The following is a 25,117-nucleotide window of genomic DNA, read 5'->3' on the forward strand; positions in this document are numbered from 1 at the left end:
CCCCCATGCCACCCCCGCCTCCACCGCCCATCCCTCCGCCTCCGCCGCCTTTGCCGCCGCCCTTGTCACCCGCATCGCCCTTGCCCTTCGCACCGGCCGAAGGCCGTGCGGGACCCTGGCGCGGGATGGTGACCGAGGCCGGGATCGGATCCAGATCCAGCGCCTGACGAATGAAGTCGCGCAGCGACACCACCAGCTCGGCCGTGGGAACGAGGCGACCTTGGGCCATCTCGTTGGCGGCGTGGGCGGCCAGGCGCACCTGCTCGTCGGTGCCCAGCAGGACGATGTCCGACAGGGCCGCTTCCACCGCATCACGGATCCGGCGCGCACGCTCGCCGCCGTTCTCGGCCTCCGCCGGCAGGTGCAGCGCATCGCCGGCTTCGCTGCCGTCGGGCAGCGCGCGGAAATCCCGGCGATGGCGAGGATCGACATCGAGCGTGCCGGTGAACGAACCGCCCAGGACCTTGTAAGCCGCGATCAACGTGCGCAGTCGCTCGTTGATCTGCCGGTTCTCACGCTCGCGGCGCTGCTGCATGGTCTGCATGACCAGCAGCCGTATGCCGACACCGATCAGGGTGATGATCGCCAGCCCAGCCAGGGTGGAGAGCATGGCCTGCCAGGAGGTGAAGTCGAGACCGCGCATGGAATGTCTCCAGAAGCCGGCGTCCAGACTAGCAGGACGATACGCCCGCAATCGTCAAGGCTGCGCCGTGCTCAACCCGTGCAGTACTGCTCCAGTTGTGCGATCCGGGCCTGATAGGCGTCTTCCAGACAGGAGGCGTCGCTGCACTGGTTGCGCTGATGTTGCAGCCACTGCCGCTGATCGGCGCGCAATGCAGCGCGGTCCGTCCCACATGCAGGTGCATCGGCGTAGGCCCGAGCCATGCGAACGTCCATGGCTGCCAGGCTGGCGTCACTGCATAGCAGGTGTTCGGCAGGATGGCTCGCCCGGGCGCAGTCGAAACTCGGTCGGGCCGTCGCTTGCTCAGCCTCGCGCGCCATGCGCGCCATCATGCCGGCATAGCCGGTTTCATCTGCAGGCGCTGCCTGCACTGCGATTCGCTCAATGGCTTCTGGCCCAGCTGGCGCATCACGGGGATCGGCGGATTCCGAGTCCAGGTCAAACCCCTCTGTGGTCGCCGCCGCATCGGTGTGGAGGGTGACGTCGCTCACCTCTGGCGCGGCTGCTTCCACGGGAAGGCTATCGGTCGCAGCCACTTTGCGCCGTCGCTTTTCGTTCTCGGCAGCCACGGCCGCAAGTTCCGAAAGCTCGTTGGGCGTCACCAGGAACTGACCCGCCGCCAGACCGTAGGTCACTTCGATGTTGTTCATCAGGATACGCCGCCACCACCCGGGACGATCCTGTTCGTTGCGATCGATCACCCGCTGAAGTGCCTGCCTGGCAGCAGCATAGGCCTGGGGGTCCGGATCGGGAATCTTTGCGAACTCGTCTTCCAGCCGATCAAGCATCAACTGTGTTGCAGCGACGTTGTACTTGACGCGCATGGCAACGCACTTTGTCGTCGCGCCTGCACCGAAACACTCGGAGCGGAACTCCATCGCCATCAGGTCGAGGCGGATCGCCCGACCCTGCTGGCAGCCGGCAAGCACGACCAACAGTACACCCCACAGAATTTTCTTCACTGCGTATCCCCTGATGCGTCCAATGCGTGATGCCCTGCGACAGCTGCCTTTCTGCAGGCATATTCCTTCATGCGCGGGCGATAATGCGACTTGGAGCCAAATGCGTCACGTCAGGAGTTTCCCTACAGGCACCATTCGCATGCGTTTGTTCCATGCCGTTGACTTTAGGATATCCTTGCCCGCGAAAGGATACAGGGGGACGGCGTGGCCGCCGGAGCAGAGCGAGGTGTCCGTTGGCACCTGGATAATGAGTCGTGGGTGCAGGATGGAACCGGATTTTCTCTGGTCGCCATCGACGCTGCCGTGCCTCCAACATCACTGAGCGATCTGGACTATCTGTCTGGCGCGTATCGCGTGCCCGAGGGGGGTTATCTCCCGGGCAGCTTCCGGTTTTCTCCCTTTACCGGCCAGCCGCTTGAGCGGCGCCCGGTTGAGCAGTGGCGAACCCCGTTTGGCGGGGATGATGGGGGGCGCAGCTGCAGCGCCGCCGCGGCGGAACCGATCCCCTCGACGCTTCAGGCGCTGTTCGATCAATGGCAGCGAAGTGGCCAGTCCATGCAGGACGCCGCCGAGGTGATCAAGTCACCGCAGCCGAGTGGCCTGTTCTTTTTCAGCAGCCGCGCCGGTGGCCATCGCAATGGATTGTTCGCGGCGAGCCGCTCTGGCCAGCTGTCGCTTTGGCAGCACGGTCACCGCCATTGGGTGCCGCTGACACCGCGCGGGGCCTCACTCGGCCGCAGCCATCTTGAAACATGGGCGAATGCCACACTGACGTTGCCGCACGACGATGGCCATGAGGTGATCATGGCGACTGATGCAGGTGCCGATTGCGTCAGCGTCGACGCAATGACATTGAGCTATCAGATTGATCGCGCGGTGGGTCGGTCCCTGGGTGCACCCGGCCTGCTGGACGATGCCGCCTTCGTGCCACAGGAACATGAGGGCCAATGGTGCCTTGCGATCCGCCGCACCGGTGAGGCATGGCAGCAGGTGCTGCTGACGCTTGACGCGCCCCTGCAACTGCTTGCTGCGCCGATCAGCGATCCAGCGCACCGCAGCCTGTTCTGGATCGGCACGCAGGGCGTGCTGAGCGTGCGCCTGGACGGCCAGGGGGACGTTTCCGCCCGGTGGCAGAGCTGGCCCGAGGGCTATCAGGCCAACCCGGTTCTGGGTCCACCGTATCGCGACGGCGAAGGCTTCTGGCAGCTGCTGTATGACACCCGGGACAAAAAGTGGCTGCTCACCCGGCTGGACACCGTGCTGCCCGAGCAGCGCCCCGCGCCACGCGGATCCACCAGCACCGGCCGAACCAGCTTTCAGTTCAACGTCCGTCTGGAGCGCCCGTGGGACGAGTTCGACCATGACCTGTATTCGGTGACCCATGTGGTCTATCCGTTCCTGGAAGTCGTCGAACCGCAGTTGATGCTGTCGCTCCACGCGCCGCTGCCGCAGCAGCGCAGCCTGCTGTCATTCTTCGAGAGTCAGGCGACCGTGCATGCCACGTTCTGCCTGGAGCGGATCGGCGGTCATGCCTACACCTATGCCATGGACACACCCTCGCCCTGGAACGCGCAGTGGTTCGTCCACGATGAGGCACTGTGGCTCTGGGTAGACGCGCGCGGCACCCTGCTGCGTTGGAGCCTGCCGCAATGACCAGCGTCGTCCTGAATCGCCTGCTGGGCGTCGCGGTGCTGCTGGCGAGCAGCATGGGCATGAGCGTCGGAGCCGCCGAGCTGCGGCAGGCAGTACTGGTGCAGAACTCTGGCTGGATGGAGCCGTTCTACGTCGATGCCGAGTCGCCTTTCAAGCCGCTTGTCGCGCAGCTGGCGCAGGCTGCGGCTGGCCACGGAGAGGTCGTGGTGGGCGCGTTCAACCAGTCCGATGCCACCCACCCCTCGCCGGAGTGGGTGTATCGCGGACCGGGCAACCACCCGGGGCTCGCCCAGGCGATGACGCGCCTGCAGATGGCGCATAAAGGTAGTGGCGCACTGGCCGACACCGACTTCAAGGAAGCGCTGCTCGGTGCGATCGAGGTGGGCCTGGAAGGCCGCCCGGGCATCATCTGGATCGTCACCAACAACAAGAACAGCCCCAACAACAGTACCGAGGTCGTGGCTCGCAATCGCGAGTTCTACGAGCTGCTGCATGGTGAGGATGTCATCAGCCGGATCGCTGCGTTTCCGCTGAAGATGCCGGTACAGGGCAAGCATTACCGCGCCAACGGTTTGATGCTGTACGCGTTGGCCTACGGCGAACCGGCCTCGGCCGCGCTGGACGCGATACTCGCGCAACCGGCCCTGACCGCACTGCTTCCCGAGGGACATGTGCGCCTGAAGCCACTGACCGAAGCGGCCGTGCGCTTCAGCCCGACGGGCGTGAAGGATTCGCCGGGCATCGCCGCTGGCCTCGCCCCGGACGGCCACACCCTCGTGCTGTCGTTCGACGCCAGCACGCAGGTGCGCACTGCACAGGTGCAGGGCCGGTTCGAGAATCTGTTCAATCCCTACCGTATCGTCAGCGCTGACACGTCATTGGTGACGCCGCCGGCCATCGGCCTGCAGGGCGAGATGTCCACGCACTCGCTGCAGGCGCTTGATCCGGGCAAACAGAGTGACCCGCTGACCCTGCGCCTGTCGCTGCCCCCCCTGCCGTCGCAGTGGTCGCGTGAGGTGTTGCTGCGCAGCGGCTATGAACGGCGCGGGGCGATCGATATCCACCTGGATAACCAGCAGCTGGAAGTATCGCCGCAGTTCCGCGCGCACATGGCCGACCTCTTCCCGGGGGATGCGCTGCCGGAGGTCTTCCTTCCTCCGGTCACGGCCAATGCCTCGGTCACACGGGTCCCGCTGCTGCTTCGGGTGCAGTACCCGGTGTGGCCTGCCGTGGTGGTCTATGGCGGCGGCCTGCTCGCCCTGATCGGGGCGTTGCTGTTTCTCGTGCTGGTGACCGGCGCGCGCAAAGCAACGGTCTGGATCGACGATCAACCCCAGCACCTGCGGCTCAAACCGTTCACCACTACCGAGGTGCGCGATGCCAACGGCACGCATGTTGCCACGGTCCGTCGCGGCGCGTTCAAGCCTCGCGTGAGCTGGGCCCAACCTGATACATCCATCCGCATCAACTAAACGATTCACCGCCAAGGACAGAGCATGAGCCAGAAGAGTTCCCTCCCCGCGCCAGTGACCGACCAGCCGGCCACCGCCACGCCGTCCGAACAGACCGCACCGGCGACGACCGCGGGGACGCAGCAGCCGACTGCGACCTTCACCGGCGACTGGGACATCCAGGTCGGCGAGCAGACCAGCAGCCGCGATGCGCTGATTGGTGGTGTGGTGCTGCTGGTGCTGGCCGTGGTGTTCTTCGTGGTAAAGAACGCGTATGCCAACTGGCGGGTCAAGGAGCGCGTCGCGCCGAGTCGTGCCAATGCGTCGGGCTGGTTCCTGTTCATCGGTCTGATGGCGGTCGCCACGGTGACCGTGCTGGCCTTCGTCAACGCCGGGCGGTTCCTGGCGCCGTTGTATCTGGTGCCGATGAGCGCCTTGGCCGGCGTGTCGTTGATCGCCTGGCTCGCCACCTTCTCCGCCAAGCGTTGATCCAGGGGTCCGCCGCATGAACGATGCCACCGAAAGTACCTCCCTGCCCGGTCAGCCGCCGCAGTTAACCGAGAAGATCCGTCCGACGCTGTTCATCGCCCTCGGCGGCACCGGCATGAAGGTCAACATCCGTCTGCGCCGGCGCATCCTCAATGCGATCTGGGGCGGCAACGCGAAGGTCGAGAACGTCGCTGACTTCCCGGTGGCACAGTTCATCAACTTCGATCTGGATGCCGGTGAGGTCACCCAGGACGGCAAGTCGGTCAAGACCGACGTACTGGCCGAGCAGGTCGCCTTCACTCCAGAAGAGAAGATCATCGAGCGGCTGGACCTCAACAAGTACACCCAGTCCGACGACGAGCTGCGGCGTCATCGGGAAGTAGCTGAATGGTTCCCGCTCACGCCCGAGCGCATCCGCCTGCTGGGCGTGGATCCAAGCAAAGGCGCAGGCCAGATCCGTGCGCTGTCGCGCCTGTACTTCTTCGACAAGTATCCGGTGATCCGGGACAAGCTGCGCGACAAGATCGAGACGCTGCTGAGCAACATCGGCGCGCGTGCGGACAAGCTCAAGAAGCTGGGACTGGAAGTGGAGCCGGGCAAGGTGCGGGTGGTCATCACCGGTTCGGCGGCCGGCGGCACGGGCTCCGGGTCATTCCTGGACATGGGCTATCTGGCCAAGGCGATCCTCAAGGAGAAGAATGTCGAGGGCAAGGTCGACCTGTACATGGTCCTTCCCGGCGGCTTCATCACCACCACCAACCCCGACCGCATCCAGGCCAACGGCTACGCCGCGTTGATGGAGCTTGAGACTGCACTGCGCGGCAATGTCCTGGTCAAGCATTGGGATGCCTCGGACAACCTGCACATCGACAGCCGCCCGTACGACGATGTGTACATCGTCGACAACACCAACGTGGCGATGGCCAAGACCAGTGAACAGGAAGACATCTACGAGATGCTCTCGGATGTCTTCTTCACCGACTTCACCTCCCAGGACTTCGCCAACCGCAAGCGCTCGGTGGCCGTCAACCAGAATCAGCACAAGATCCGCGCCTATTCGGTTCCGCTGCCGCAGGACTATGGTGACGATACGGAACTGCGCTTCACCGCCAGCTACTCCGGCGTCGGCCAGGCCGTGCTTGATACCCAGGTGGAAGCGCGCCAGAACGTACGCATGAACCGCCAGGTGCAGGCGATGCTCAAGGCGTTCTTCGGCATCGCCAATATCCAGGCCCCGGGCAACCGCCCCACTGATAAAGAACGCGATGATTTCCTGCGTGAGCAGCTGGCGATCGTGCCACGCACCTTTACGGATATTCCACAGTTCCTCTCCCGCGGCGATCTTGCCACGCTCAACGGAGAGTTCACGCACTACCAGGTCGCTGATGATCTGTTGAAAGTGACCGGCGACGCCAGCATCGGTGCGCAGATCGAACAGAAAGTCGAGAATGCCTTCCAGCAGCTGATGCACGGCAGCGCTGACCGCGACCAATGGCCGCTGCACGTCCAGGATGTGATCAAGCAGCTTGAGCGCGATACCAAGGGCAACCGGGTGGACAGCGCCGACCGCAACCACGAAGTCCGCATCAAGGAGAATCGCCAGCGGGTGTTGCTGTCGATTACCGATGAGGCTGAACTGCCGGCGCAGATCTTCCGGCGCCTGGACGATGACGAGCGCGGTGGCCTGGACTACACGCTGGCCTTGGTGGAAATGATCAAGGACCGGCTCGAGAACGAAGGTACCGGCATCGTTCCTGCGCTGGAACGCAATGCGCAGCGATTCGCCGAGATTTCCGAGAGGCTGCAGAACGCCGAGCTTGCGCGCGAGTTCGAACGCCTCAAGGAGACCACCGGCAAGGGTCTGCTTGCGCGGATCAGCGGCAAGGACAAGCAGGCCGAGACCGTACTGGCGCAGATCAAGGAAACGATCCGCGACAGCCTGCTGTTCTACGTGCGCTCGGTCGCTTCGCGCGAAGCGGCCAACCTGCTGCGCGACGTCTCGGGCTGGCTCGGCGTCAAGGAAGCTGTCGATGCCCACGGCCGCCCGCTGTGGAGTGGTTTCGTCGGGCGCCTGCAGGACGGTCGCCAGTCGGTTGAGTCCCTGCTGCTGCACGTCGAGCGTGACATCGGCAAGATCGAGGCGGCCATCGCCGAGAAGCATGCGACCCTGATCGCGCTCAAGGCACCGCAGGACGAAGAGCAGCCGGCAATCGATCCGGCCGAGTTCAGGCAATGGGCCAAGGAAGCATTCAAGGACTTCGGCGGCTCCCAGACGCTGTTCCAGAAGCTGCTCAGCGACGACGGCGCGCAGGAAGTGTTGGGCAAGCTGCGCAACAAGGCCGTGGCACAGCTGCCCCAGGTCGATGCCCGAACCCAGACCGATCCGCTGATGCAGGCGCTGGCCGCGCTTACGCCCGAGCAGCTGCGCGAGACGTTCCGCCTGCTGCTTCAGCGTGCGATGCCATGGGTGCCGCTGAACCTCAACGGTGGATTTGATATCTCCAAGGACCGCTACACCTGCCTGGTCGGCGTAAAGGATGCGCGCCTGTTCCGGCGCCAGTATGGCGCGATGCTGGAGCAGGCCGTACCGCAGGGCACCGGCATGACCGCCAGCCAGATCGACTTCGTCGAATCCGGCATTCCGGGCAAGCTGATCTGCTTCACCGAGTTGTCTGGCTTCCCGGTTCCGGCACTCACGCCACTGCCGACCTATCAGGCGGCTTACCGCAAAGAGGCGGCCCGTATTCCGCTGCACATCCACAAGCGGGTCAGCCAGTTCGTGCAGCCCATCCAGTTCACTCAGGGCCAGTACCGGCAGTTCGCTGAGGATTTCAGGATATACCTGCATGCCCTCGGCCTGGGGGTGCTCAAGCGCCGTGCCGATGGCAAGTATGAGATCACGCTGGAAGGCGACGGGTTCAGCATCGGCGATGAATTCTCCGTGCGGCAAAGCGGCCTGGACGGGAATGACAAACGCAACATCGAAGAACAGCTGCGCCAGCGCTCGGCCAACGTGCGCGACCCGCTGCAGCTGGCTGTGCTGGCCCAGCTGTTCCGGCATTACGCCACCGTGGCATACAAGCCGATCAAGCAGGAGGACCAGCAGGGTCGCGAAAGCTTGAAGAAGCGCTTCCCCTACAAGCTGAGTGAGATGTTGGCCACCGACTATCGGCAGAAGCTGGTGCAGGCCGCCGGTGACGAAGCCGACCGGATCGAAGAGCGCGCCCGTGCATTGTTCGACGCCTGGACGCAGCCGGTTTCCGGCTCTTCGGCCGATGTCTATGCTGACGAGGTCGCCACCGACCGGGGCGAGAAGCGACAGGTAAATGATTCCTTCGCCCAGATGCTGGGCGTTACGTCCATTGCGGGCGCGGGCGCGGCGAGGCTTGCCCCGGGCGCGGTACCACCGCCTCCACCGCAGGGCAGCCTGCCCGGGGCACCCCCGCCACCGCCGCCGATGGTCGATTACAGCTACTACGTCGGCTACAACAACCAGTCGCTGGGACCGTATACGGTCCAGCAGCTGCAGCAGTTCGTGGGCACCGGCAACATCACCCGCAACAGCCTGCTCTGGCGCGAAGGCATCGAGTGGAGCGCGGCCGGTGCACTGCCGGAACTGGGCCATCTGTTCACCGCTCCATCGGCCCCGCAACCGCCGGCTCCCCCGCCGCCGCCCACCGGGTACTGAGGCTGTATCGCCGTAATGACTGACGCCAGCGCCACCGCCTCGATCTGTGTCAATGACCAGTGCATGAAGCCCCTGCCCGGGCAGGTACGCTTCTGCCCGTTCTGTGGGGTATCCGCGCCAGCGGTTGTGGCGCCGCCGGTCATAGCCCCGGCGGCGGTCATGCCGCCGCCCCCGATTCCTGCGACACCCTCGCCAGCGGCGCCGACAGTGGTGGAATCCGTGCCTCCACCGGCCCCTGCAGCGCCTCCGCCTTCCGCTGTGCAACCGGCATCCGCGCCGGGACCCAAGCGCTCGACCAGGCCACCTGCGCCTCCCGCGCCGATCGCGCCTGCGCCGATTGCTCCCGGGCCGAGCCCACGACCACGCTCACGCGTGCCGCTGGTCCTGGTCTGCCTGGTTCTGGGTGGGCTGTTCTGGGCGATCTTCCTGCGCGATCGAGGTACGTCGCCAACGGTGTCTGCCGGCCGCATCGACGCGCATCGTGCGGCTGTGGAGTCATGCCTCGCGCGGGCGGACCTGGCCTGTGCACGCGTCGCCTTGCTGGGCATGCAGCACGATCTGCCGGGTGAAGAGAACTGGCGCGATCTGCAGGTCCGGGTGACTGCATTGGAAGCCGACCTTGCCAAGCAGGCCGAGCCCGCGCGCCCGAACCGCGCAGCGACACCGGCACCGGCTCCAGCGCCAACCGCCGCACAAGCACCCCTCCACACTGAGGTTGCCCAGGCGCCCCCCCCACCTGCGTCGATCCCGGACCGGTCTGCACAGGTGGATGCCGCATCGCGCGAGCGCGCTCCCGTGCGCTATCCGCCGGATGCAGTGCGTACCGGGGCACGCGGAACCGTTCTGCTCAGCATCGATGTTGCCGAAGATGGCACTGCGACGGCCATTTCGGTGATGCGCACCAGTAGGGTGCGGTCGCTGGACCGTGCTGCGCTGGAAGCAGCGCGTCGCTGGCGTTACCTACCTGCCATCCGGGACGGACAGGCGAATGCAAGCACGATGCAGCTGGAGGTGAGCTTCAGCCCAGACGCGGGCACCGCCTCAGACATGGCCGACCTGCGCCAACCTGACAACAGCTACCCGCCCAAAGCGCCGACGATCTCGCTGCCACCGGCAGCGGCGCCGGAAGCAGGCCTGCTGAGCAAGGCGCGGGTTGAACTGCAGCAAGGCCGCTACGACGTCGCCGTAGCCCTGGGCGAATCGGCCCTGCAGGTCAATCCCGACTCAGCGGCTGCCCGGTCGCTCATCCGCCAAGCAAAGGCGGAGCGCGACCGTGTCATGCGCGAAACCACCATCGAATGATGCCCGCCCCACTTCACACCAGGTGTTGACCATGAAAAAGGACTATTTCGCCCCCGCCTCGCTCGGCAAGGTGCTGTTGATCGGCCTCGCTACCGCCGGCACGCTTACCGGCTGCACCACGGGCAATCAGATGACCCGATCGGACTGGGGCAAGTGCCTGGGCGCGATCGCGCTGGGCACCGGCGCCGGCGCGCTGGTCAATGGTGAGAAAGGTGCCTACGTCGGCGCTGCGGCCGGCATCGCCGCCTGCTTCGTGATCAACGCACAAAGCCGCCGCACCCGTAGCGCGGCCCAGGTGGAGTCGGATTACCGGTCGCGCTACTCGCAGCTGCCGGAGTCTGCCGAGGTCGTGCATTACCAGACCAGCCTCCCCGGCAACAGCGTACGGCGTGGTGAACCGCTGAAGATCGTCTCCAACATCGAAGCGGTCAGCGGCCGCCAGCAGCCGATCCGCGAGGTCAAGGAACAGATCCGGATTTACGAACCCGGCCAGTCCGAACCCTTCAAAACCGCCGAGAAAGTCGCCAGCGAGAGTGCAGGCAGCGGTGCGTACGAGAACACCTTCACCGTGACCTTCCCGTCCAACATGCCGCAGGGGCGCTATAGCATCCAGACCGACGTATTCGTCAATGGCGGGCGGTTGGACAAGGGCAGCAACCAGATCCAGGTGGTCTATGACGGCGAGCACCTGATGCGCGAGTTCGCCGCGATCGCGGCGCGCTGATGTTGCCGGGGTGCCCTTCGGGGCGCCCTGTCTCCCCATGAGGGGACGATTACCCCGCCCACGTATCTGGGTTGGGGATGAGCCCAGTGCATGGCTCCCACCATGCCGCTCCCGCCCTCAGGCAGGAGCAGCACGTTACGACGACTTACTTGCGCGCGCGCTTGGCCGGCGCCTTGCGTGCAACCGGCTTGGCGGCAGCACGCTTGGCCGGGGCGGCCTTGCGGGCCGGAGCCTTCTTCGCCGGAGCCTTCTTGGCCACCGCCTTCTTGGCGGTCGCGACCTTCTTGCCGACGGTCTTCCTGGCCGCTGCGGTCTTCTTCGTCACGGCCTTCTTGGCGGTGGCGACCTTCTTGCCGACCGACTTGCGGGCGACGGCGGTCTTCTTGCCGGCCACCTTCTTGGCGGTCGCGGTCTTCCGGGTCACGGCCTTCTTGGCGGTCGCCGACTTCTTGGCAACGGCCTTCTTGGCGGTGGCGACCTTCTTGCCGACGGTCTTCTTGGCGACGGCGGTCTTCTTGCCAGCCACCTTCTTGGCCGCTGCGGTCTTCCTGGTCACGGCCTTCTTGGCGGTCGCCGACTTCTTGGCAACAGCGGTCCGGGCAGCGGCGACCTTCTTGCCGACGGTCTTCTTGGCGGCGGCGGTCTTCTTGGTCACGGCCTTCTTGGCGGTCGCGGTCTTCTTGGCGACAGCCTTCTTGGCGGTGGCGACCTTCTTGGTCACGGTCTTCTTGGCAGCAGCCGCCTTCTTGGTCACGGCCTTCTTGGCGGTGGTGGCCTTCTTGCCGGCAGCCTTGGTGGTCTTGGTCACGGCCTTTTCAGCGGTGGCCTTCTTCTTGGCGACCTGCTTCTTGATCGCAGTGGCTTCGGCCTTGGCGTTCTTCTTGGCCGCTTCCAGCTTCTGCTTGGCGGTGGCCAGGGTCTTGCCGACCGACTTGGCCGCCTTGTCAGCCTTCTTGGCGACGGTCTTCTCGACCTTGGTCACGGCCTTCTTGACCTTGGCGACCTGGGTGGTGGCAGCCTTGCGTGCGCGCTTGGCGGTCTTCTTGACCGAAGCCACTGCATCTTCCGCTACGTGTGCGATGGTCTCGCCGACGTTGGTGGCGGTTTCTTTTGCATCTTCGACGGTCTGCGAGAGAACCGTGGTCACACCATTACCGTTGCTCATTGAGTGCCTCCTAAGGGGCCTGGTTAGTCAAATCGCTGGCGATGCTATACCGGCGCGGTCCATCGTGGAACGGTCTTGATGCGATGCTCGTGCCAAGCCGACAGTAGCACTGTCATCGTCGGCAGCAAGCAATGCACCGGCCGCGTGCACGAAACCCCTTGAAAACAGCATCGGCGTTCCCGCAGAAGAGGCATGCGATGTGTCTCGATGCGCATCTCCGCCGCGCCCGGCGATGCAATGATGGATCGTCGTAGTTGATCCATTCCGTGCCCTCGTACTGCGCATTTGCGCTGGTTTGGATGGCGCGGGCGCGGCCGACGGACGCGCCTGCCGGTACGCTCTTCCCCCTGCCGCGGGTATCGTGCCGCACCCGCTCTGCAGGTGGCCAGCGGCACACATTGCCCTGGCTGCCGGCGCCCATCCGTCGTGCGGCGCGACGTCGCCGGCAATGAATTTCATCCAGGGTTTAGCCGGTAGCGGACACACTCATTCAGGTTGAATTACCGTATACGTGTTCTCACCTGACCCGTCCCCTCCGACACGGAACCGCCGGACCATGCGACCGCTCCCGACCCTGCTCACGCTCGCCCTCGCCGCTGCCTTCGGCGGGTTCACTGCCACGGCCATCAATGCGCACCTGGACAACCGTGCCGAGGCGGCGCCGGCCGCGTATACGATCCCGACCACGGCCGCGCTGCCCGCAGCGGTCGCCGGCCAGGCGGTGCCGTCGCTGGCACCGATGCTGGAACGGGTGATGCCGGCCGTGGTGAGCGTCAACACCAAGCAGGTGGTACGGGTGCGCAACCCCTACTTCAACGATCCCTTTTTCCGCCGGCTGTTCCCCGAAGTGCCTCAGGAGCGCATCAACGAATCGCTGGGCTCGGGTGTGATCATCGATGCCGCCGAGGGGCTGGTCCTGACCAACCACCACGTCATCGACAACGCCGACGACGTGCAGGTGACCCTGGCCGACGGGCGCACGGTCAAGGCGGAATTCATCGGCTCCGATGCCGATACCGATGTCGCATTGATCCGGATTCCGACCGGCAACCTGACCGAGATCAAGCTCGGCGACAGCGCGCAGCTGCGCGTCGGCGACTTCGTGGTGGCGATCGGCAATCCGTTCGGTTTCAGCCAGACGGTCACCTCCGGCATCGTTTCGGCCGTGGGGCGCAGCGGCATCCGCGGGCTGGGCTACCAGAACTTCATCCAGACCGATGCCTCGATCAACCCGGGCAACTCCGGCGGTGCGCTGGTCAATCTGCAGGGGCAGCTGGTCGGCATCAATACCGCCAGCTTCAACCCGCAGGGCAGCATGGCCGGCAATATCGGCCTGGGCCTGGCGATCCCCTCCAACCTGGCGCGCGACGTGGTGGACCAGCTGGTCAAGCACGGCGTGGTGGTGCGTGGCACGCTCGGCATCGAGGCGCAGAACCTGACCCAGCAGATCGCGCAGGGCCTGGGCCTGACCGAGACGCGCGGCGCGCTGGTCACCCGCGTGCTGGCCGGCTCCGGTGCCGCCGCCGCCGGCCTCAAGCCGGGCGATGTGGTGGTGTCGGCCAACGGCCAGCGCGTGGACAGCGCGCAGGCGCTGCACAACGTGGAAGGCCTGCAGCCGGTCGGCAGCACGCTGACCCTGGACGTGCGCCGCGAGGGCAAGCCGCTGCAGATCAAGGCCACGCTCAAGGAGCAGGCGCGCGCAGTCACCGGGGAATCGCTCGACCCGCGCCTGAGCGGTGCCACCTTCGTCGATCTGCCCGAGTCGCTGCGCCAGGCCGGCGTGAGTGGCGTGCTGGTCAGCGAGGTCAAACGCGGCAGCCGCGCCGCCAACTCCGGGCTGGCGCAGGGCGATGTGATCACCGCGGCAACGGCAGGTGAGTTTGCCGATCTCGCCAGCTGGCGTGCAAACTTCCAGCAGCGTCCGGCCCAGCTGGTGCTGCGGATCATCCGTGGAAACGGCGGTGGCCAGCTGGTGATGCGCTGAACGCGGCGGCAGCCGTAACGTGGCTTACACCCGTCCGGTGCTATTACCTTGTGTTCGTTGCCGTCGGATCGTCCGCGGTCACCTTCCCCATCGCATAGCAGGAGAAACACGATGAGCCCCACCAATACCGAGAACCTGAAGGAACACCTGGGCGAAGCCGGCTCGCACCTGAAGTCGGCCGCCACCGCTGCCGGCGGTGCCATCAAGGGCGCGACCGGTGCTGCCGGTGACGAGCTGCGCATCGGCAAGGCCAACGTCAAGGCCGAGCTGTCCGATACCGCGCTGTCCGGCCTGGCCGCTGCCGAATTCGGTGGTGCCGCCGCCAAGGAACAGGTCGATGCACTGATGGACAAGGGCAAGGACCTGGTCGACAGCGCCGCTGAACTGATCCGCGAGCGCCCGCTGGCCTCCTTCGGCGTCGCCTTCGCGGCCGGCTGGATCATCGCCAAGCTGGCCCGTAGCGGCGGCGACAAGTAAGCAGCGGCGTGAGCGATCAAGCCCAGTCGACCGCTCCCGGTGGCGCGGATACCCCGCCACCGGACAGCGGTGAAAAAGCACCACGCCTGGACGAGAGCATCCGCCAGGTCGGTGAGGCCGGCCGTGAGACAGTCGATTCGGCCAAGCACACGCTGCGCTCCCTGCGACGGTTGGCTTCGGCCGATTTCGCACTGGCGCGCAGCGCGTTCGGCCGGGCACTGGCCTGGGCCGGCGTGGCGATCGTGTTCGGTGCATCGGCCTGGTTGTTGCTGGCCGGTACGCTGATCGCCCTGATGCAGCGCTGGGGCCTGTCCTGGTTCCATTCGCTGCTGATCACGTCGATCGTCAGCCTGCTGGTCACCGGCTACGCGATGTGGCGGGTGTCGTTCTTCTTCCGCCATACCGGCATGCATGCCACGCGTCGCCAGTTGTCGCGGCTGGGTCTGTATGACGAACCCAGCGATGAAGATCCCGATGCCGACGTGGATACCACGGGGGTGAAGCGATGAATTTCGAAGCGTTGCGGCAACGTGTCCAGCGCGCCGAGCTGGTGGTGGCGGTGCGGGTCGAAAAAACCCGCAGCAGCTGGTTCACCCTCAGCAGCGTCTGGCGGGCCGGATGGACGCCGTTGCGGATCATCACCGTCGGTCTCGCCGGCGGCTTCCTGGCCGGCAAGCTGGAGCCCACCGGTCTCGGTGCGAAAGTGCAGGGCGCGCGATGGCTGCAGATGATCGGCTCGGTCTCCAATCTGGTCGCCAGCACCCAGGCCGCGTTCGCCTCGATGCAGGCCAGCGAAGCGGCCGATACCGCCGAGCAGGCGGCAGACAAGGTGGATGACGCGGCCGATCAGGCCCCGCGTCAGGCGGCACCGGCACCGGCACCGGCAGCGCCACGGCTCGGGCCGGAACGGCGGGTTGATCCGGCCTCGCCGTCCCAGCCGCAACCGGCTGAAGCAGCCACGGATCTGTCCGAACGCTGATCCCACCACGGTCGGCAGCATCTTCCGAAGGCCCTGCGGCAGCTGCCGCGGGGCCTTTCTTCGTCTGCACGCACCCCACACGCCACGCGCACCCGGCTTGCCCAATAATGGCGCTCCTTTCCCGTGTGCGACCCGAATGAGCGTCCCGGTTCCCCCTTCTGCCGAAGCCGTCGTCGCACCGCCCGCGCCGCGCCCGCGCGCCCCGATGTCGCTGGTGATCCTGGCCACCCTGGCCGTCGCCTTCACCTTATGGGCGGCACAGGACGTGGTGCTGCCGATCCTGCTGGCGATGTTCTTCGCGCTGGTCGGCAACCCGATCCTGCGGGTGCTGCAGAAGATCTGGATTCCCCGGTTCCTCGGCGCGGTGCTGGTGCTCGGCGTCGGCCTGAGCGGTGCCGCCGCGCTCGGCGTGCAGCTGGTCGGCCCGGCGATGGAATGGGCCCAGGAAGCACCGCAGCAGCTGCGCAAGGTCGCCCGCCAGGTGCAGAACCTGACCAAGCCGGTGCAGCAGGCCAACCAGGCCGCGGAGAACTTCGCGCGCGTGGCCGGGGGCGAAGGCAGCCGCCGGGTGCAGATCGTGCGCACCCAGCTCGATGATCCCTACAAGGTGCTGACCCGCGCACCACGCCTGGCTGCCTCGGTGCTGGCGGTGGTGCTGCTGACCCTGTTCTTCATGATCTACGGGCAGAGCCTGCAGAAGCACGCCATCGCCCTGTTCCCCAGCCGCCAGCAGCAACGGTTCACCGCCGACATCCTGCGCTCGATCGAGCGCGAGGTCTCCCGGTATGTCCTGACCATCACGGTGATCAACACGCTGGTCGGCCTGGTCTTCTCCGGCATCCTGTTGCTGCTCGGCATCTCGCTGCAGGAGGCGCTGCTCTGGGGCACCGTGGCCGCCCTGCTGAACTTCGCGCCCTATGTGGGGCCGCTGATCGGCGTGGCACTGATGTTGCTGATGGGCTTTGTGGAGTTCAGCGATCCGTTCAAGGCGCTGCTGCCGGCGGCCTGCTATCTCGCCCTGCATACGGTGGAAGGGCAGGTGGTGACGCCGATCGTGCTCGGCCGCCGGATGGCGATCTCGCCGCTGATCCTGATCCTGGCCCTGATGGTGTTCGGCTGGCTGTGGGGCATGGTCGGCCTGCTGCTGGCGGTGCCGTTGCTGGTCTGCATCAAGCTGGTACTGGCACGATTGGACGGCACGCAGGGCTGGGCGCGGCTGCTGGAGTAAGCCTGTCAGGCCCGGGACAGGCTGGCCGCGCAATCTCCGATGCTGCCAGACTACCCGCACTTTTCTGGATGGATCCTGGCCCTGATGTCTTCTCTCGCTGTCCGTTGTCTTGCCCTCGCCGGCCTTGTCACCCTCACCACACCGACGTTCGCCGCAACCCCGCCCAGCGCCGAGGTTGCCAGCCGCCAGCTGGTCGAGGCGGTCACCTGCCAGCGCCACCTGACGCCCGCGCAGTTCGCTGCCTTGGCGAAGGTGCTCAAGCCGACCGAGCTGCAGGCGTACGGCGAGCTGTCCGATGGCGAGTATGCGCTGACCACGCCGCTGCTTGTGCTGGGCCAGCCGGTGAACCGCCTGTACCTGTACGACGGCGCCAGCGGCGAGGACGGCGTTGACAGCTACACCGCCTACTTCAGCACGGCCACCGTCGAGCAGATCGCCGCGCTGGCGAAGATGCGCGACAGCGTAGCTGGCGACTACACCCTGGAGGTGGGTCGACATGACCTGAACGTGCGGCAGCAGGACGGGCAGGCATCCATCAGCTGTTCCTACGACCTGCGCTGAAGCACAGCCCTGCACTCCCTGCGCGCGCGATGAAAGCCCGCGCGCGCAGGCGTAGAATGGCGGGGTGAATTTTCCCGTCCAAGCCATCACCCTCGACCTCGACGACACCTTGTGGCCGTTCGCCCCCATCGGCGCCCGCATCGACCAGGTGTTGTACGAGTGGATGCTCCAGCACAGCCCCGCCACCGCCGCGATGTACCCGGTGGCGGCGATGCGCGAACTGCGCGAGCGCTCCTTCCATGACAACCCGCATCTGCACTACGACCTGAGCGCGCTGCGCCGGTTGACGCTGAGCGAGGCGCTGGAGAAAAGCGGCGCCGACCCGGCCCTGCTGGAACCGGCCTATGAAGCGTTCTATGCCGCGCGCAACCAGGTGGAGTTCTATCCTGATGCCATGGACGCGCTGGCCCGGATCGCCGCGCGCGTGCCGGTGGCCGCCCTCAGCAACGGCAATGCCGACCTGCAGCGGATCGGCGTATCGCACCACTTCACCTTCCAGCTCGGCTCGCGCGAGCACGGCGCGGCCAAGCCGGCCGCCAGCATCTTCCACGCCGCCTGCGAGCGCCTGGGGGTCGCCCCCGCCCACGTGCTGCACGTCGGCGACCACGCCGAGATGGACGTGGTCGGTGCGATGCAGGCGGGCCTGCGCGGCTGCTGGATCAACCGCGTCGAGCACACCTGGACTCATCCTTCACTGCAGCCCGATCTGCAGTTCGACACCCTGACCGGGCTGGCCGACTGGCTGGATGCGAACGCATCCGTCCCGCATGCCTGAGCGGCCGCCCAAGGAGCCTTCGAATCCCATGTCCCAGATCAACGGTTTCACGTCCGATACCTCGCATGCGCTGCCGCTGCATGTGATGACCCGCGAGCAGTACGCCGGCTGGCGTGCGCAACAGTCCGACGCGCTCGGCGCGTGGCTGGACGCGCAGCGCTTCAACGGCAGCGGTGGCAGCGTGGTGCTGCTGCCCGGCGAGCACGGCCTGGCCGGCGCGATCGTCGGTGTCGGCGACCCGGGCGATGTCTACAGCTACGCGCATGCACCGTTCGCGCTGCCGGAAGGCACCGTGTGGACACTGGCCGACGCGCTGGCGCCGGAGATCGAGACCCTGCTGCAGCTTGGCTGGGGGCTGGGCAGCTACCGTTTCGCGCGCTACCGCACGCCCAACCGCGCGCCGGCCCAGCTGGCGGCCACGCCTTCGGCCGAAGTGCGCGATGTGATCACCGCCAGCCTGCGCGTGCGCGACTGGGTCAACACCCCGACCGAGGACATGGGCCCGCAGCAGCTCGAAGACGCCGCCCGTGAACTGGCCACCGCCCACGGTGCGCAGATCGAGGTGATCACCGGCGATGCCCTGCTCGAGCAGAACTTCCCCTCCATCCATGCCGTGGGCCGCGCCTCGCACCGGGCCCCGCGCCTGATCGTGCTGCGCTGGGGCAATGCAGGGCAGCCGCACGTTGCGCTGGTCGGCAAGGGCGTGTGCTTTGACACCGGCGGGCTGGACATCAAGCCGGGCGATGGCATGCGCAACATGAAGAAGGACATGGGCGGCGCCGCGCACGCGCTGGGCCTGGCCGGGCTGATCATGGCCCAGCAGCTGCCGGTGCAGGTGACCCTGCTGATCCCGGCGGTGGAAAACGCGATCGGTCCGGATGCGTTCCGCCCGGGCGAGGTGATCGCCACCCGCAAGGGCCTGAGCATCGAGATCGACAACACCGATGCCGAAGGGCGCGTGATCCTGGCCGACGCGTTGACCTACGCCAGCGAGCAGCAGCCGGAGATCGTGCTCGATTTCGCCACCCTGACCGGCGCGGCCCGCATCGCGCTCGGTCCGGATCTGCCGGCATTGTTCAGCAACGACGACACTCTTGCCCAGCAGTGGCTGCAGGCCGGTGAATCGGTGCGCGATCCGGTCTGGCGCATGCCGCTGTGGCGCCCGTACCTGCGCTACCTGCACAGCAACATCGCCGACCTGGCCAACGCCGGCTCGCGCATGGCCGGCTCGGTCACGGCCGCGCTGTACCTGGAACGTTTCATCGCCGACGGCCAGACCTGGGCGCACCTGGATGTGTACGCCTGGAACGACGGCGAACGCCCGGGCCGTCCGGCCGGTGGCGAAGCGCTGGCGCTGCGTTCGGCCTGGGCGATGCTGAAGACGCGCTACGCCGTCTGAGGCAGCGCACCAGCGGCTGAACCCGACGATCCCCGCTCCGGCGGGGATCGTTGTTTTCAACAGTTGTCGAAAATGTGAATATCGGCCTGCGCCGCGTTCTGACACCATGCCCCTGTCGCCCCCCCACACGCATCGTGAAGGCAGGAATCCGGACATGTCGCTCTTCGGCTACACCCGCGCTGGTCGCGAACCGGGCGGCCCACGCCCTCCCTCACCGCTGCTGTGGATCGCGCTGATCGCCCTGATCGCCGGCGGCCTGGTGCTGGCCTTTGCCTGGCTGGCTGGCTGGATCGGCCGCGACCGCGTCACCGCACAGACCTTCACCGATGCCATCGAGGCGACCGGTCCGCCGCAGCCCGGCTTCCGCCGTGCGCACACCAAGGGCGTGTGCGTCAGCGGTGTCTTCCAGGGTACGCCCGAAGGGGCAGCGCTGAGTTCGGCACGCGTGTTCCGGCAGCGCCAGGTGCCGGTACTGGGCCGCCTCTCGATCGGCGGCGGCGACCCGCATGGCGCCGACAACAAGGCCCGCGTGCGCAGCATGGCGCTGCAGCTGGTCAGCGATGACGGCCAGGAATGGCGCATGGCGATGAACAGTTTCCCGTTCTTCGCGGTGCCCACCGCCGAGGCCTTCCTGGAACAGACCCGCGCCGGCATCCCGGACCCGGCCACCGGCAAACCGGACCCGGCGAAGATGGCCGCCGTGCTGGAGAAGTACCCGTCCGCGCGTGCCTTCCAGCAGTGGGCCAAGACCGCCCCCTGGTCGAACAGCTGGGCCAACACCGCTTACAACGGCGTCAACAGTTTCCGCTTCACCGCCGCCGATGGCAGCCACCGCTTCGTGCGCTGGAGCATGCGGCCGCAGGCGCCCTTCGAGGACATGACCCCGGAACAGCGCGCGCAGTCCGACGACGATTTCCTCAGCGAGGAGTTCGCCCGGCGGCTGGCGCAGGGCCCCGTGCGCTGGGACATGTGGGTGACCATCGCCAACGACGGCGATCCGATCAACGACCCCTCGCAGGTCTGGCCGGAGGACCGTCGCCAGGTGAAGGCCGGCACGCTGACCCTGAGCAGCATGCAACCGCAGGCCACCGGCGCCTGCCGCGATCTGAACTACGATCCGCTGATCCTGCCCAGCGGCGTGGCCGGCACCGATGATCCGATCCTGGCCGCACGCTCGGCGGTGTACTCGCAATCGTTCAACCGCCGCGAGCGCGAAATCGCCAGCGGCAAAGCGCCCGCCGCCACGGGCAAGGAGGGTGCGCGATGAACCGTGATGCCGGCCATTTCAATCTCCTCGCCCGCGTCCTGCACTGGCTGATGGCGGCGATGATCCTGGCGATGCTGTTCGTGGGCGTGACCATGGTTGCCTCGCTGCACTGGCGGCCGGTGCTGATCGATCTGCATCGACCGCTGGGCATCGCGATCCTGCTGCTGGTCGTGGTGCGGCTGTACAACCGCCTGCGCCATCGGCCGCCACCGCTGCCGGCCGACCTGCCCGCGTGGCAGGCAGCCGCCGCGCATGCATCGCATTGGGTGCTGTACGGGCTGATGCTGGCGATGCCGCTGATCGGTTGGGGCATGCTTTCGGCCGGTGGCTACCCGATCGTGATGGGCGGCGGCGTGCATCTGCCGGCGGTCCTGCCGCACAACCCGGCGCTGTATGCCGCGTTGCGCAATGCACACAGCCTGCTCGCCTATGTGCTGTTCGCCACGGTGGTGATGCATCTGTCGGCCGCGCTGTTCCACCTGTGGGTGCGCCGCGATGGCGTGTTCCAGGCGATGGCAAAGGGCCCGGGGGGCACTTCCCCCACCGACACGGATCCGCGGTAACCACCGACCGTTGGCCGGTGGTATCGGACCGCATGGATCTCCGGCACCGCGGTAGTGCCGGCCGCTGGCCGGCTCTGCATCCTCACGATCGACAATAACGGGAGCCGGCCAGCGGCCGGCACTACAACCAGCCTTTCTGCCGCGCCAGCCGGTAGGCTTCGATGCGGTTGGCCACGCCAAGCTTGCCGATGCACTCGGACAGGTAGTTGCGCACGGTGCCGTGCGACAGCCCCAGCTGCGTGGCGATCTCGCTGGCCGAGCGGCCGTCGCCGGACAGGCGCAGCACCTGGCGCTCGCGATCGTTGAGCGGGTCGGCCTGCGACCATGCATCCAGCGCCAACTGCGGGTCGATCGCGCGGCCGCCGTGCTGCACCTGGCGCAGTGCATCGGCCAGGCGTTCGGCCGGTGCATCCTTGAGCAGGTAACCACAGACGCCGGCATCCAGTGCGCGGCGCAGGAAGCCCGAACGCGCGAAGGTGGTCACGATCACCACCTTGATCGGCAGGCCCTGGCGGGCGATCCGCTGCGCCAGTTCCAGCCCGGACAAACCGGGCATTTCGATATCGGTGACCAGGATGTCCGGCTTGAGCTGCTGCAGCATCCGCCATGCGGCCTCGCCATCTGCGGCACTGCCCAGCACCTCGATGTCCGGCTCCAGCCCGAGCAGCGCCGACAGCGCGCCGCGTACCATCGCCTGGTCTTCAGCCAGCACGATGCGGATCATGATGCGCCCCGGGCCGGCAGCGACGGCGCGGTCGGCACCGCCACAGGCGCCACCACCGCCGTGGTCGCGGCCGGCAAGGTCACGCGGACCGTTACGGACGTCCCCTCGCCCTTCACCGCGTGCAGCACCAGCGTGCCACGCAGGGCAGCGACCCGTTCGCGCATGCCGGTCAGGCCGTTGCCATCCACGTGGGCACCGCCACGCCCGTCATCGCGGATCTGCATCGACAAAGTGCGCCCATCCTGCTCGAAGGTGATCCACGCCTGCCGCGCCTGCGCGTGGCGGGCGACGTTGGTCACCGCTTCGCGCAGCACCAGTGACAGCGCACGCTCGATATCGACGGGCATCGGTGGCGGTGGCGCGTAGTGCAGATGCACGTGCTGGTACTCCAGCAGCAACCGGGCCGAGGCCAGCTCGGCGGCCAGATCACTGGCGCGGATCCCGGTGACTGCACTGCGCACTTCGGCCAACGCCTGGCGCGCGATCGTTTCGGCTTCGGCCACTTCGCGGCGCGAGCCATCCGGATCGCGCTCGAACAACTTGCGCGAAAGCTCCAGCTTCAAGGTGATCAAGGACAGCGTATGCCCCAGCAGGTCGTGCAGATCGCGACCGATACGCTCGCGCTCGGCGGTCGCGGCGAGCCGACGCACTTCGTCCTGCGACAGCTGCAGCGCCGCATCCTGTTCATGGCTGGCGGTCTCGAAGTTGACCACCAGGCTGATGATCATCGCCATGCTCGGGATCCAGATCAGCGCCTGCCACGGGTAGTGGGCCAGCAAGCCCACCACCACGAACAGCGCGTTCAACCCGGCCAGTTGCAGCAGATAGCGCCCATAGCCGCTGCGGCGCGAGACGCGCAGGGTGACGCAGCCGAAAACGAAGTAGCTCACCGCCGAGGGGTACCACGCCAGCGGCACCAGCCCCAGCACCACCATCGACAGCGCGTAGCGCGGCGCGTGGCAGCGCGGCGCCAGCAGCACCCCGGCGTACAGCACGAGGAACACCGGGTAGGTCAGCAGGGTCAGCGCCGCCCAGCGCCAGGTGTAGCCGCCGCCGAACAACGGCGTCAGGAACACCCACAGCGTCCACAGCAGGTGGATCGCATCGACCCACGGCGATTTGCCGCGCCGTATGTTCTCGGCCACGGCCGAGTCCGGCGCGGGGCGCAACAAGGAGGCGAACCGACTGGAGGGCACGGACGTTTCCAAAGCAGGGCGATCAGGCGCGATCATGCCACTTCAGCCGATGCGCCGCAGGCGGCGCCGGGCCAGCCCAAGGGCCACCACGGTGATGCCGAGCAGCACGGCCACGTGCACCCACGTGCTGCCCTGTGCCGGCTGGCCGACCGCAGGAAGCGCCAGCTGGGCCAGATGCCAGGTCGGCCACAGCGGTGCCAGCGTGGTGAACAGCGATGGCAGCATCGACAGCGGCAACCACAGCCCGGACAGCAGGGCCAACGGCAGATACACCAGGTTGACGACGGCCGGAGCGGCACTGGCACTGACGTGGCTGCCGATCAGCAGGCCGATCGCGCCCAGCGGCAGCGCGGCGAACGCCGCCACCGCCAGCAGATGGAACACCGCCCCGGGTGTAACCACCACGCCCGCAACGATCGCCACCGTGATCAGCAGTGAGGCCACCACTACTGCAAACAGGAGCGCCATCAGAAGACGCGCGAGCAAGGGTGCCATTGGCGGCATCGGCAGCGCGCGTTTGAGCATGAGCAGGCCCCCTTCGCGGTCCAACGCCAGCTGCACCCCGAAGCCGAACAGCGCCGGCGCCATCGCACCGAACACGCAGTACGTGGCCAGCAGATAGATCGAGGCCTGGCCGCGGCCGAGCAGCACGCCGAACAGCGAATAGAACAACACCGGGAACAGCAGCGACGGCAGCACGAAGCCTGGATAGCGCCAGGCACGGCGCAGTTCGCAGCGTAGCTCGGCACGGTAGATCGGCCAGGCCGGCGCGCGGGCAGGCACAGCGGCGACGGAATCCATCACGGTGTTCATGCGACCTCCCGGGTCAGTTCGACGAAGGCGTCGGCCAGCCCGCCGCCATGCACTTCCAGTTCGTGCAGCTGCGGATCTTCGGCGAGCAGGCGCGCCACCACCGGCTCTGCCGGCTCGGCCAGCAGTTGCAGGCGCAGGCCGTCGCGGACCACCTCGCGCACGCCCGGCCAGGTCTTCAGCGCGTCCACCTCAAGCGTGCTGCGGCAGCGGATGCGACGCGGTGCCAGTTGCTGGCGGAACTGCGCCAGCGGACCATCGGCCAGCACCCGGCCCTGTTCGATCACCACCACGCGCTGGGCCAGCGCCTCGGCTTCTTCCAGATAATGCGTGGTCAGCAGCACACCGCAGCCCTCGGCCGCCAGCTGCCGGATCGCCTGCCATAGCTGCTGCCGCGCCTGGATGTCCAGGCCAGTGGTCGGCTCATCGAGGAACAGCAGCTGCGGCCGGCCGCAGATCGCGATGGCGAACTGCACGCGGCGCTGTTGACCACCGGACAGCTGACCATAGCGGCGACGGGCCAGGTCACTCAGCCCAGCCAATGCGAGGCAATCCTCCAGTGAGCGCGGATCTACATAGCAGGTGCGCGCCAGATCGATCAGTTCATGCACCTGCAGCACCGGTGGTAACGCGGTGGCCTGCAGCATCACCCCGATGCCGCCACGACAGCCGCGGTCCTGCGGGTCGCCGCCGAGCAGTTCGACCCGACCCGCATCGGCGCGGCGCAGGCCCAGCAGTAGCGAAATGGCGGTGCTCTTACCGGCGCCATTGCGACCGAGCAGGGCCAGTACTTCGCCGCGGTGCAACGAGAAGCTCACGTCCTGCAGGGCGGCGACGCTGCCGTAGTGAACCTGGGCGTCGTGCAGGCGGGCCAGGGGTGAGGCGGCGGAAATGGACATGGCGGACTCCCGCGGAGGACACCCATAGCGTCTGCTGCCCGACCCGCCCGGCCCCAGTGGCCGTCGTCAGCCCATGCAGGTGACAGCTGTCACTGCCGCCGCGCCAGGCCGCCGGGCATGCTGTCCGCCACCCGGCCAC

23 protein-coding genes (1 of these 23 cut by a window edge) are annotated in these 25,117 nt (G+C 66.9%); 16 read left to right on the forward strand and 7 right to left on the reverse strand.

All coding sequences use genetic code 11. The annotated features are described in order from the left end of the window. Positions 1-643: the 5' portion of a hypothetical protein gene (locus tag OC373_RS13375; RefSeq protein ID WP_261997846.1), read on the reverse strand. 62 nt of this gene lie to the left of the window's left edge; only the first 643 of its 705 coding nucleotides appear in the window; it begins with the start codon at positions 641-643; its stop codon lies off the left edge, out of view. A gap of 71 nt (positions 644-714) precedes the next feature. Beyond that, entirely contained in the window at positions 715-1,644 is a 930-nt protein-coding gene (locus OC373_RS13380; RefSeq protein WP_156785729.1) for a lysozyme inhibitor LprI family protein, read from the reverse strand. A 258-nt stretch (positions 1,645-1,902) separates the two neighbouring features. On the opposite strand from OC373_RS13380, the gene OC373_RS13385 reads away from it, so the two are divergent. The 6 genes from OC373_RS13385 to OC373_RS13410 all read left to right on the forward strand — a co-directional run bounded on the left by OC373_RS13385 (position 1,903) and on the right by OC373_RS13410 (position 10,951). Next, positions 1,903-3,297, forward strand: a complete 1,395-nt coding sequence (locus OC373_RS13385) for a hypothetical protein (RefSeq protein WP_156785728.1) — start codon at positions 1,903-1,905, stop codon at positions 3,295-3,297. Continuing rightward, positions 3,294-4,769: a hypothetical protein gene (locus OC373_RS13390; protein ID WP_261997847.1), complete on the forward strand. Its 1,476-nt coding sequence runs from the start codon at positions 3,294-3,296 to the stop codon at positions 4,767-4,769. The genes OC373_RS13385 and OC373_RS13390 overlap by 4 nt, the downstream gene beginning before the upstream one ends. Before the next feature lie 24 nt (positions 4,770-4,793). Beyond that, positions 4,794-5,237, forward strand: a complete 444-nt coding sequence (locus tag OC373_RS13395) for a hypothetical protein (RefSeq protein ID WP_026070152.1) — start codon at positions 4,794-4,796, stop codon at positions 5,235-5,237. A 16-nt stretch (positions 5,238-5,253) separates the two neighbouring features. Then, entirely contained in the window at positions 5,254-8,925 is a 3,672-nt protein-coding gene (locus OC373_RS13400; protein WP_070426439.1) for a tubulin-like doman-containing protein, read from the forward strand. Between the two features lie 372 nt (positions 8,926-9,297). Continuing rightward, entirely contained in the window at positions 9,298-10,227 is a 930-nt protein-coding gene (locus tag OC373_RS13405) for an energy transducer TonB (RefSeq protein ID WP_070426437.1), read from the forward strand. A gap of 31 nt (positions 10,228-10,258) precedes the next feature. Continuing rightward, positions 10,259-10,951: a hypothetical protein gene (locus OC373_RS13410; RefSeq protein ID WP_261997848.1), complete on the forward strand. Its 693-nt coding sequence runs from the start codon at positions 10,259-10,261 to the stop codon at positions 10,949-10,951. A 145-nt stretch (positions 10,952-11,096) separates the two neighbouring features. Here the strand turns inward: OC373_RS13410 and OC373_RS13415 are convergent, their stop codons facing one another. After that, positions 11,097-12,116 (reverse strand): histone, encoded by a 1,020-nt coding sequence (locus tag OC373_RS13415; RefSeq protein ID WP_070426436.1) that lies wholly within the window; start codon positions 12,114-12,116, stop codon positions 11,097-11,099. Positions 12,117-12,672: 556 nt separating this feature from the next. Here OC373_RS13415 and OC373_RS13420 point away from each other — a divergent pair. The 10 genes from OC373_RS13420 (at position 12,673) to OC373_RS13465 (ending at position 21,349) form a co-directional block, all read left to right on the forward strand. After that, entirely contained in the window at positions 12,673-14,100 is a 1,428-nt protein-coding gene (locus OC373_RS13420; RefSeq protein ID WP_019185549.1) for a Do family serine endopeptidase, read from the forward strand. Between the two features lie 111 nt (positions 14,101-14,211). Beyond that, entirely contained in the window at positions 14,212-14,577 is a 366-nt protein-coding gene (locus OC373_RS13425) for a hypothetical protein (protein WP_019185548.1), read from the forward strand. An 8-nt stretch (positions 14,578-14,585) separates the two neighbouring features. After that, on the forward strand, positions 14,586-15,086 hold the full coding sequence (locus tag OC373_RS13430) for a phage holin family protein (protein ID WP_019185547.1): 501 nt from the start codon (positions 14,586-14,588) through the stop codon (positions 15,084-15,086). After that, entirely contained in the window at positions 15,083-15,556 is a 474-nt protein-coding gene (locus OC373_RS13435; RefSeq protein ID WP_070426435.1) for a protein sip-5, read from the forward strand. The genes OC373_RS13430 and OC373_RS13435 overlap by 4 nt, the downstream gene beginning before the upstream one ends. A 136-nt stretch (positions 15,557-15,692) precedes the next feature. Continuing rightward, positions 15,693-16,784 carry an AI-2E family transporter gene (locus OC373_RS13440; protein ID WP_070426434.1) on the forward strand — a complete coding sequence of 364 codons (1,092 nt, stop codon included), beginning with the start codon at positions 15,693-15,695 and terminating at the stop codon, positions 16,782-16,784. An 84-nt stretch (positions 16,785-16,868) separates the two neighbouring features. Then, a complete protein-coding gene (locus OC373_RS13445; RefSeq protein ID WP_070426433.1) occupies positions 16,869-17,345 on the forward strand; it encodes a hypothetical protein in 477 nt (158 codons plus the stop codon). 64 nt (positions 17,346-17,409) lie between these two features. Further along, the gene (locus OC373_RS13450) at positions 17,410-18,120 is read left to right on the forward strand and encodes an HAD family hydrolase (protein WP_019185543.1); all 711 of its coding nucleotides are present in this window, start codon (positions 17,410-17,412) and stop codon (positions 18,118-18,120) included. A gap of 28 nt (positions 18,121-18,148) precedes the next feature. Then, complete coding sequence (locus tag OC373_RS13455) at positions 18,149-19,519, forward strand: leucyl aminopeptidase family protein (protein ID WP_070426432.1); 1,371 nt, start codon at positions 18,149-18,151, stop codon at positions 19,517-19,519. Positions 19,520-19,673: 154 nt separating this feature from the next. Beyond that, positions 19,674-20,786, forward strand: a complete 1,113-nt coding sequence (locus OC373_RS13460; RefSeq protein ID WP_019185541.1) for a catalase family peroxidase — start codon at positions 19,674-19,676, stop codon at positions 20,784-20,786. Next, complete coding sequence (locus tag OC373_RS13465) at positions 20,783-21,349, forward strand: cytochrome b/b6 domain-containing protein (RefSeq protein WP_070426431.1); 567 nt, start codon at positions 20,783-20,785, stop codon at positions 21,347-21,349. The genes OC373_RS13460 and OC373_RS13465 overlap by 4 nt, the downstream gene beginning before the upstream one ends. A gap of 121 nt (positions 21,350-21,470) precedes the next feature. Here OC373_RS13465 and OC373_RS13470 read toward each other — a convergent pair whose 3' ends face one another. From OC373_RS13470 to OC373_RS13485, 4 genes are read right to left on the reverse strand one after another with little or no spacing between them, the layout of a single operon-like run. After that, positions 21,471-22,073: a response regulator transcription factor gene (locus tag OC373_RS13470; protein ID WP_046274363.1), complete on the reverse strand. Its 603-nt coding sequence runs from the start codon at positions 22,071-22,073 to the stop codon at positions 21,471-21,473. After that, positions 22,070-23,305 carry a sensor histidine kinase gene (locus OC373_RS13475; RefSeq protein WP_261997849.1) on the reverse strand — a complete coding sequence of 412 codons (1,236 nt, stop codon included), beginning with the start codon at positions 23,303-23,305 and terminating at the stop codon, positions 22,070-22,072. The genes OC373_RS13470 and OC373_RS13475 overlap by 4 nt, the downstream gene beginning before the upstream one ends. 6 nt (positions 23,306-23,311) lie before the next feature. Then, positions 23,312-24,082 carry an ABC transporter permease gene (locus OC373_RS13480; RefSeq protein ID WP_261997850.1) on the reverse strand — a complete coding sequence of 257 codons (771 nt, stop codon included), beginning with the start codon at positions 24,080-24,082 and terminating at the stop codon, positions 23,312-23,314. After that, positions 24,079-24,978, reverse strand: coding sequence for an ABC transporter ATP-binding protein (locus OC373_RS13485; protein ID WP_261997851.1), 900 nt, complete (start codon positions 24,976-24,978; stop codon positions 24,079-24,081). The genes OC373_RS13480 and OC373_RS13485 overlap by 4 nt, the downstream gene beginning before the upstream one ends. Positions 24,979-25,117: the final 139 nt, after the last annotated feature.

It is taken from the genome of Stenotrophomonas sp. Ste96 (genome assembly GCF_024519495.1).
GTDB classification, from domain to species: Bacteria; Pseudomonadota; Gammaproteobacteria; order Xanthomonadales; family Xanthomonadaceae; genus Stenotrophomonas; species Stenotrophomonas bentonitica_A.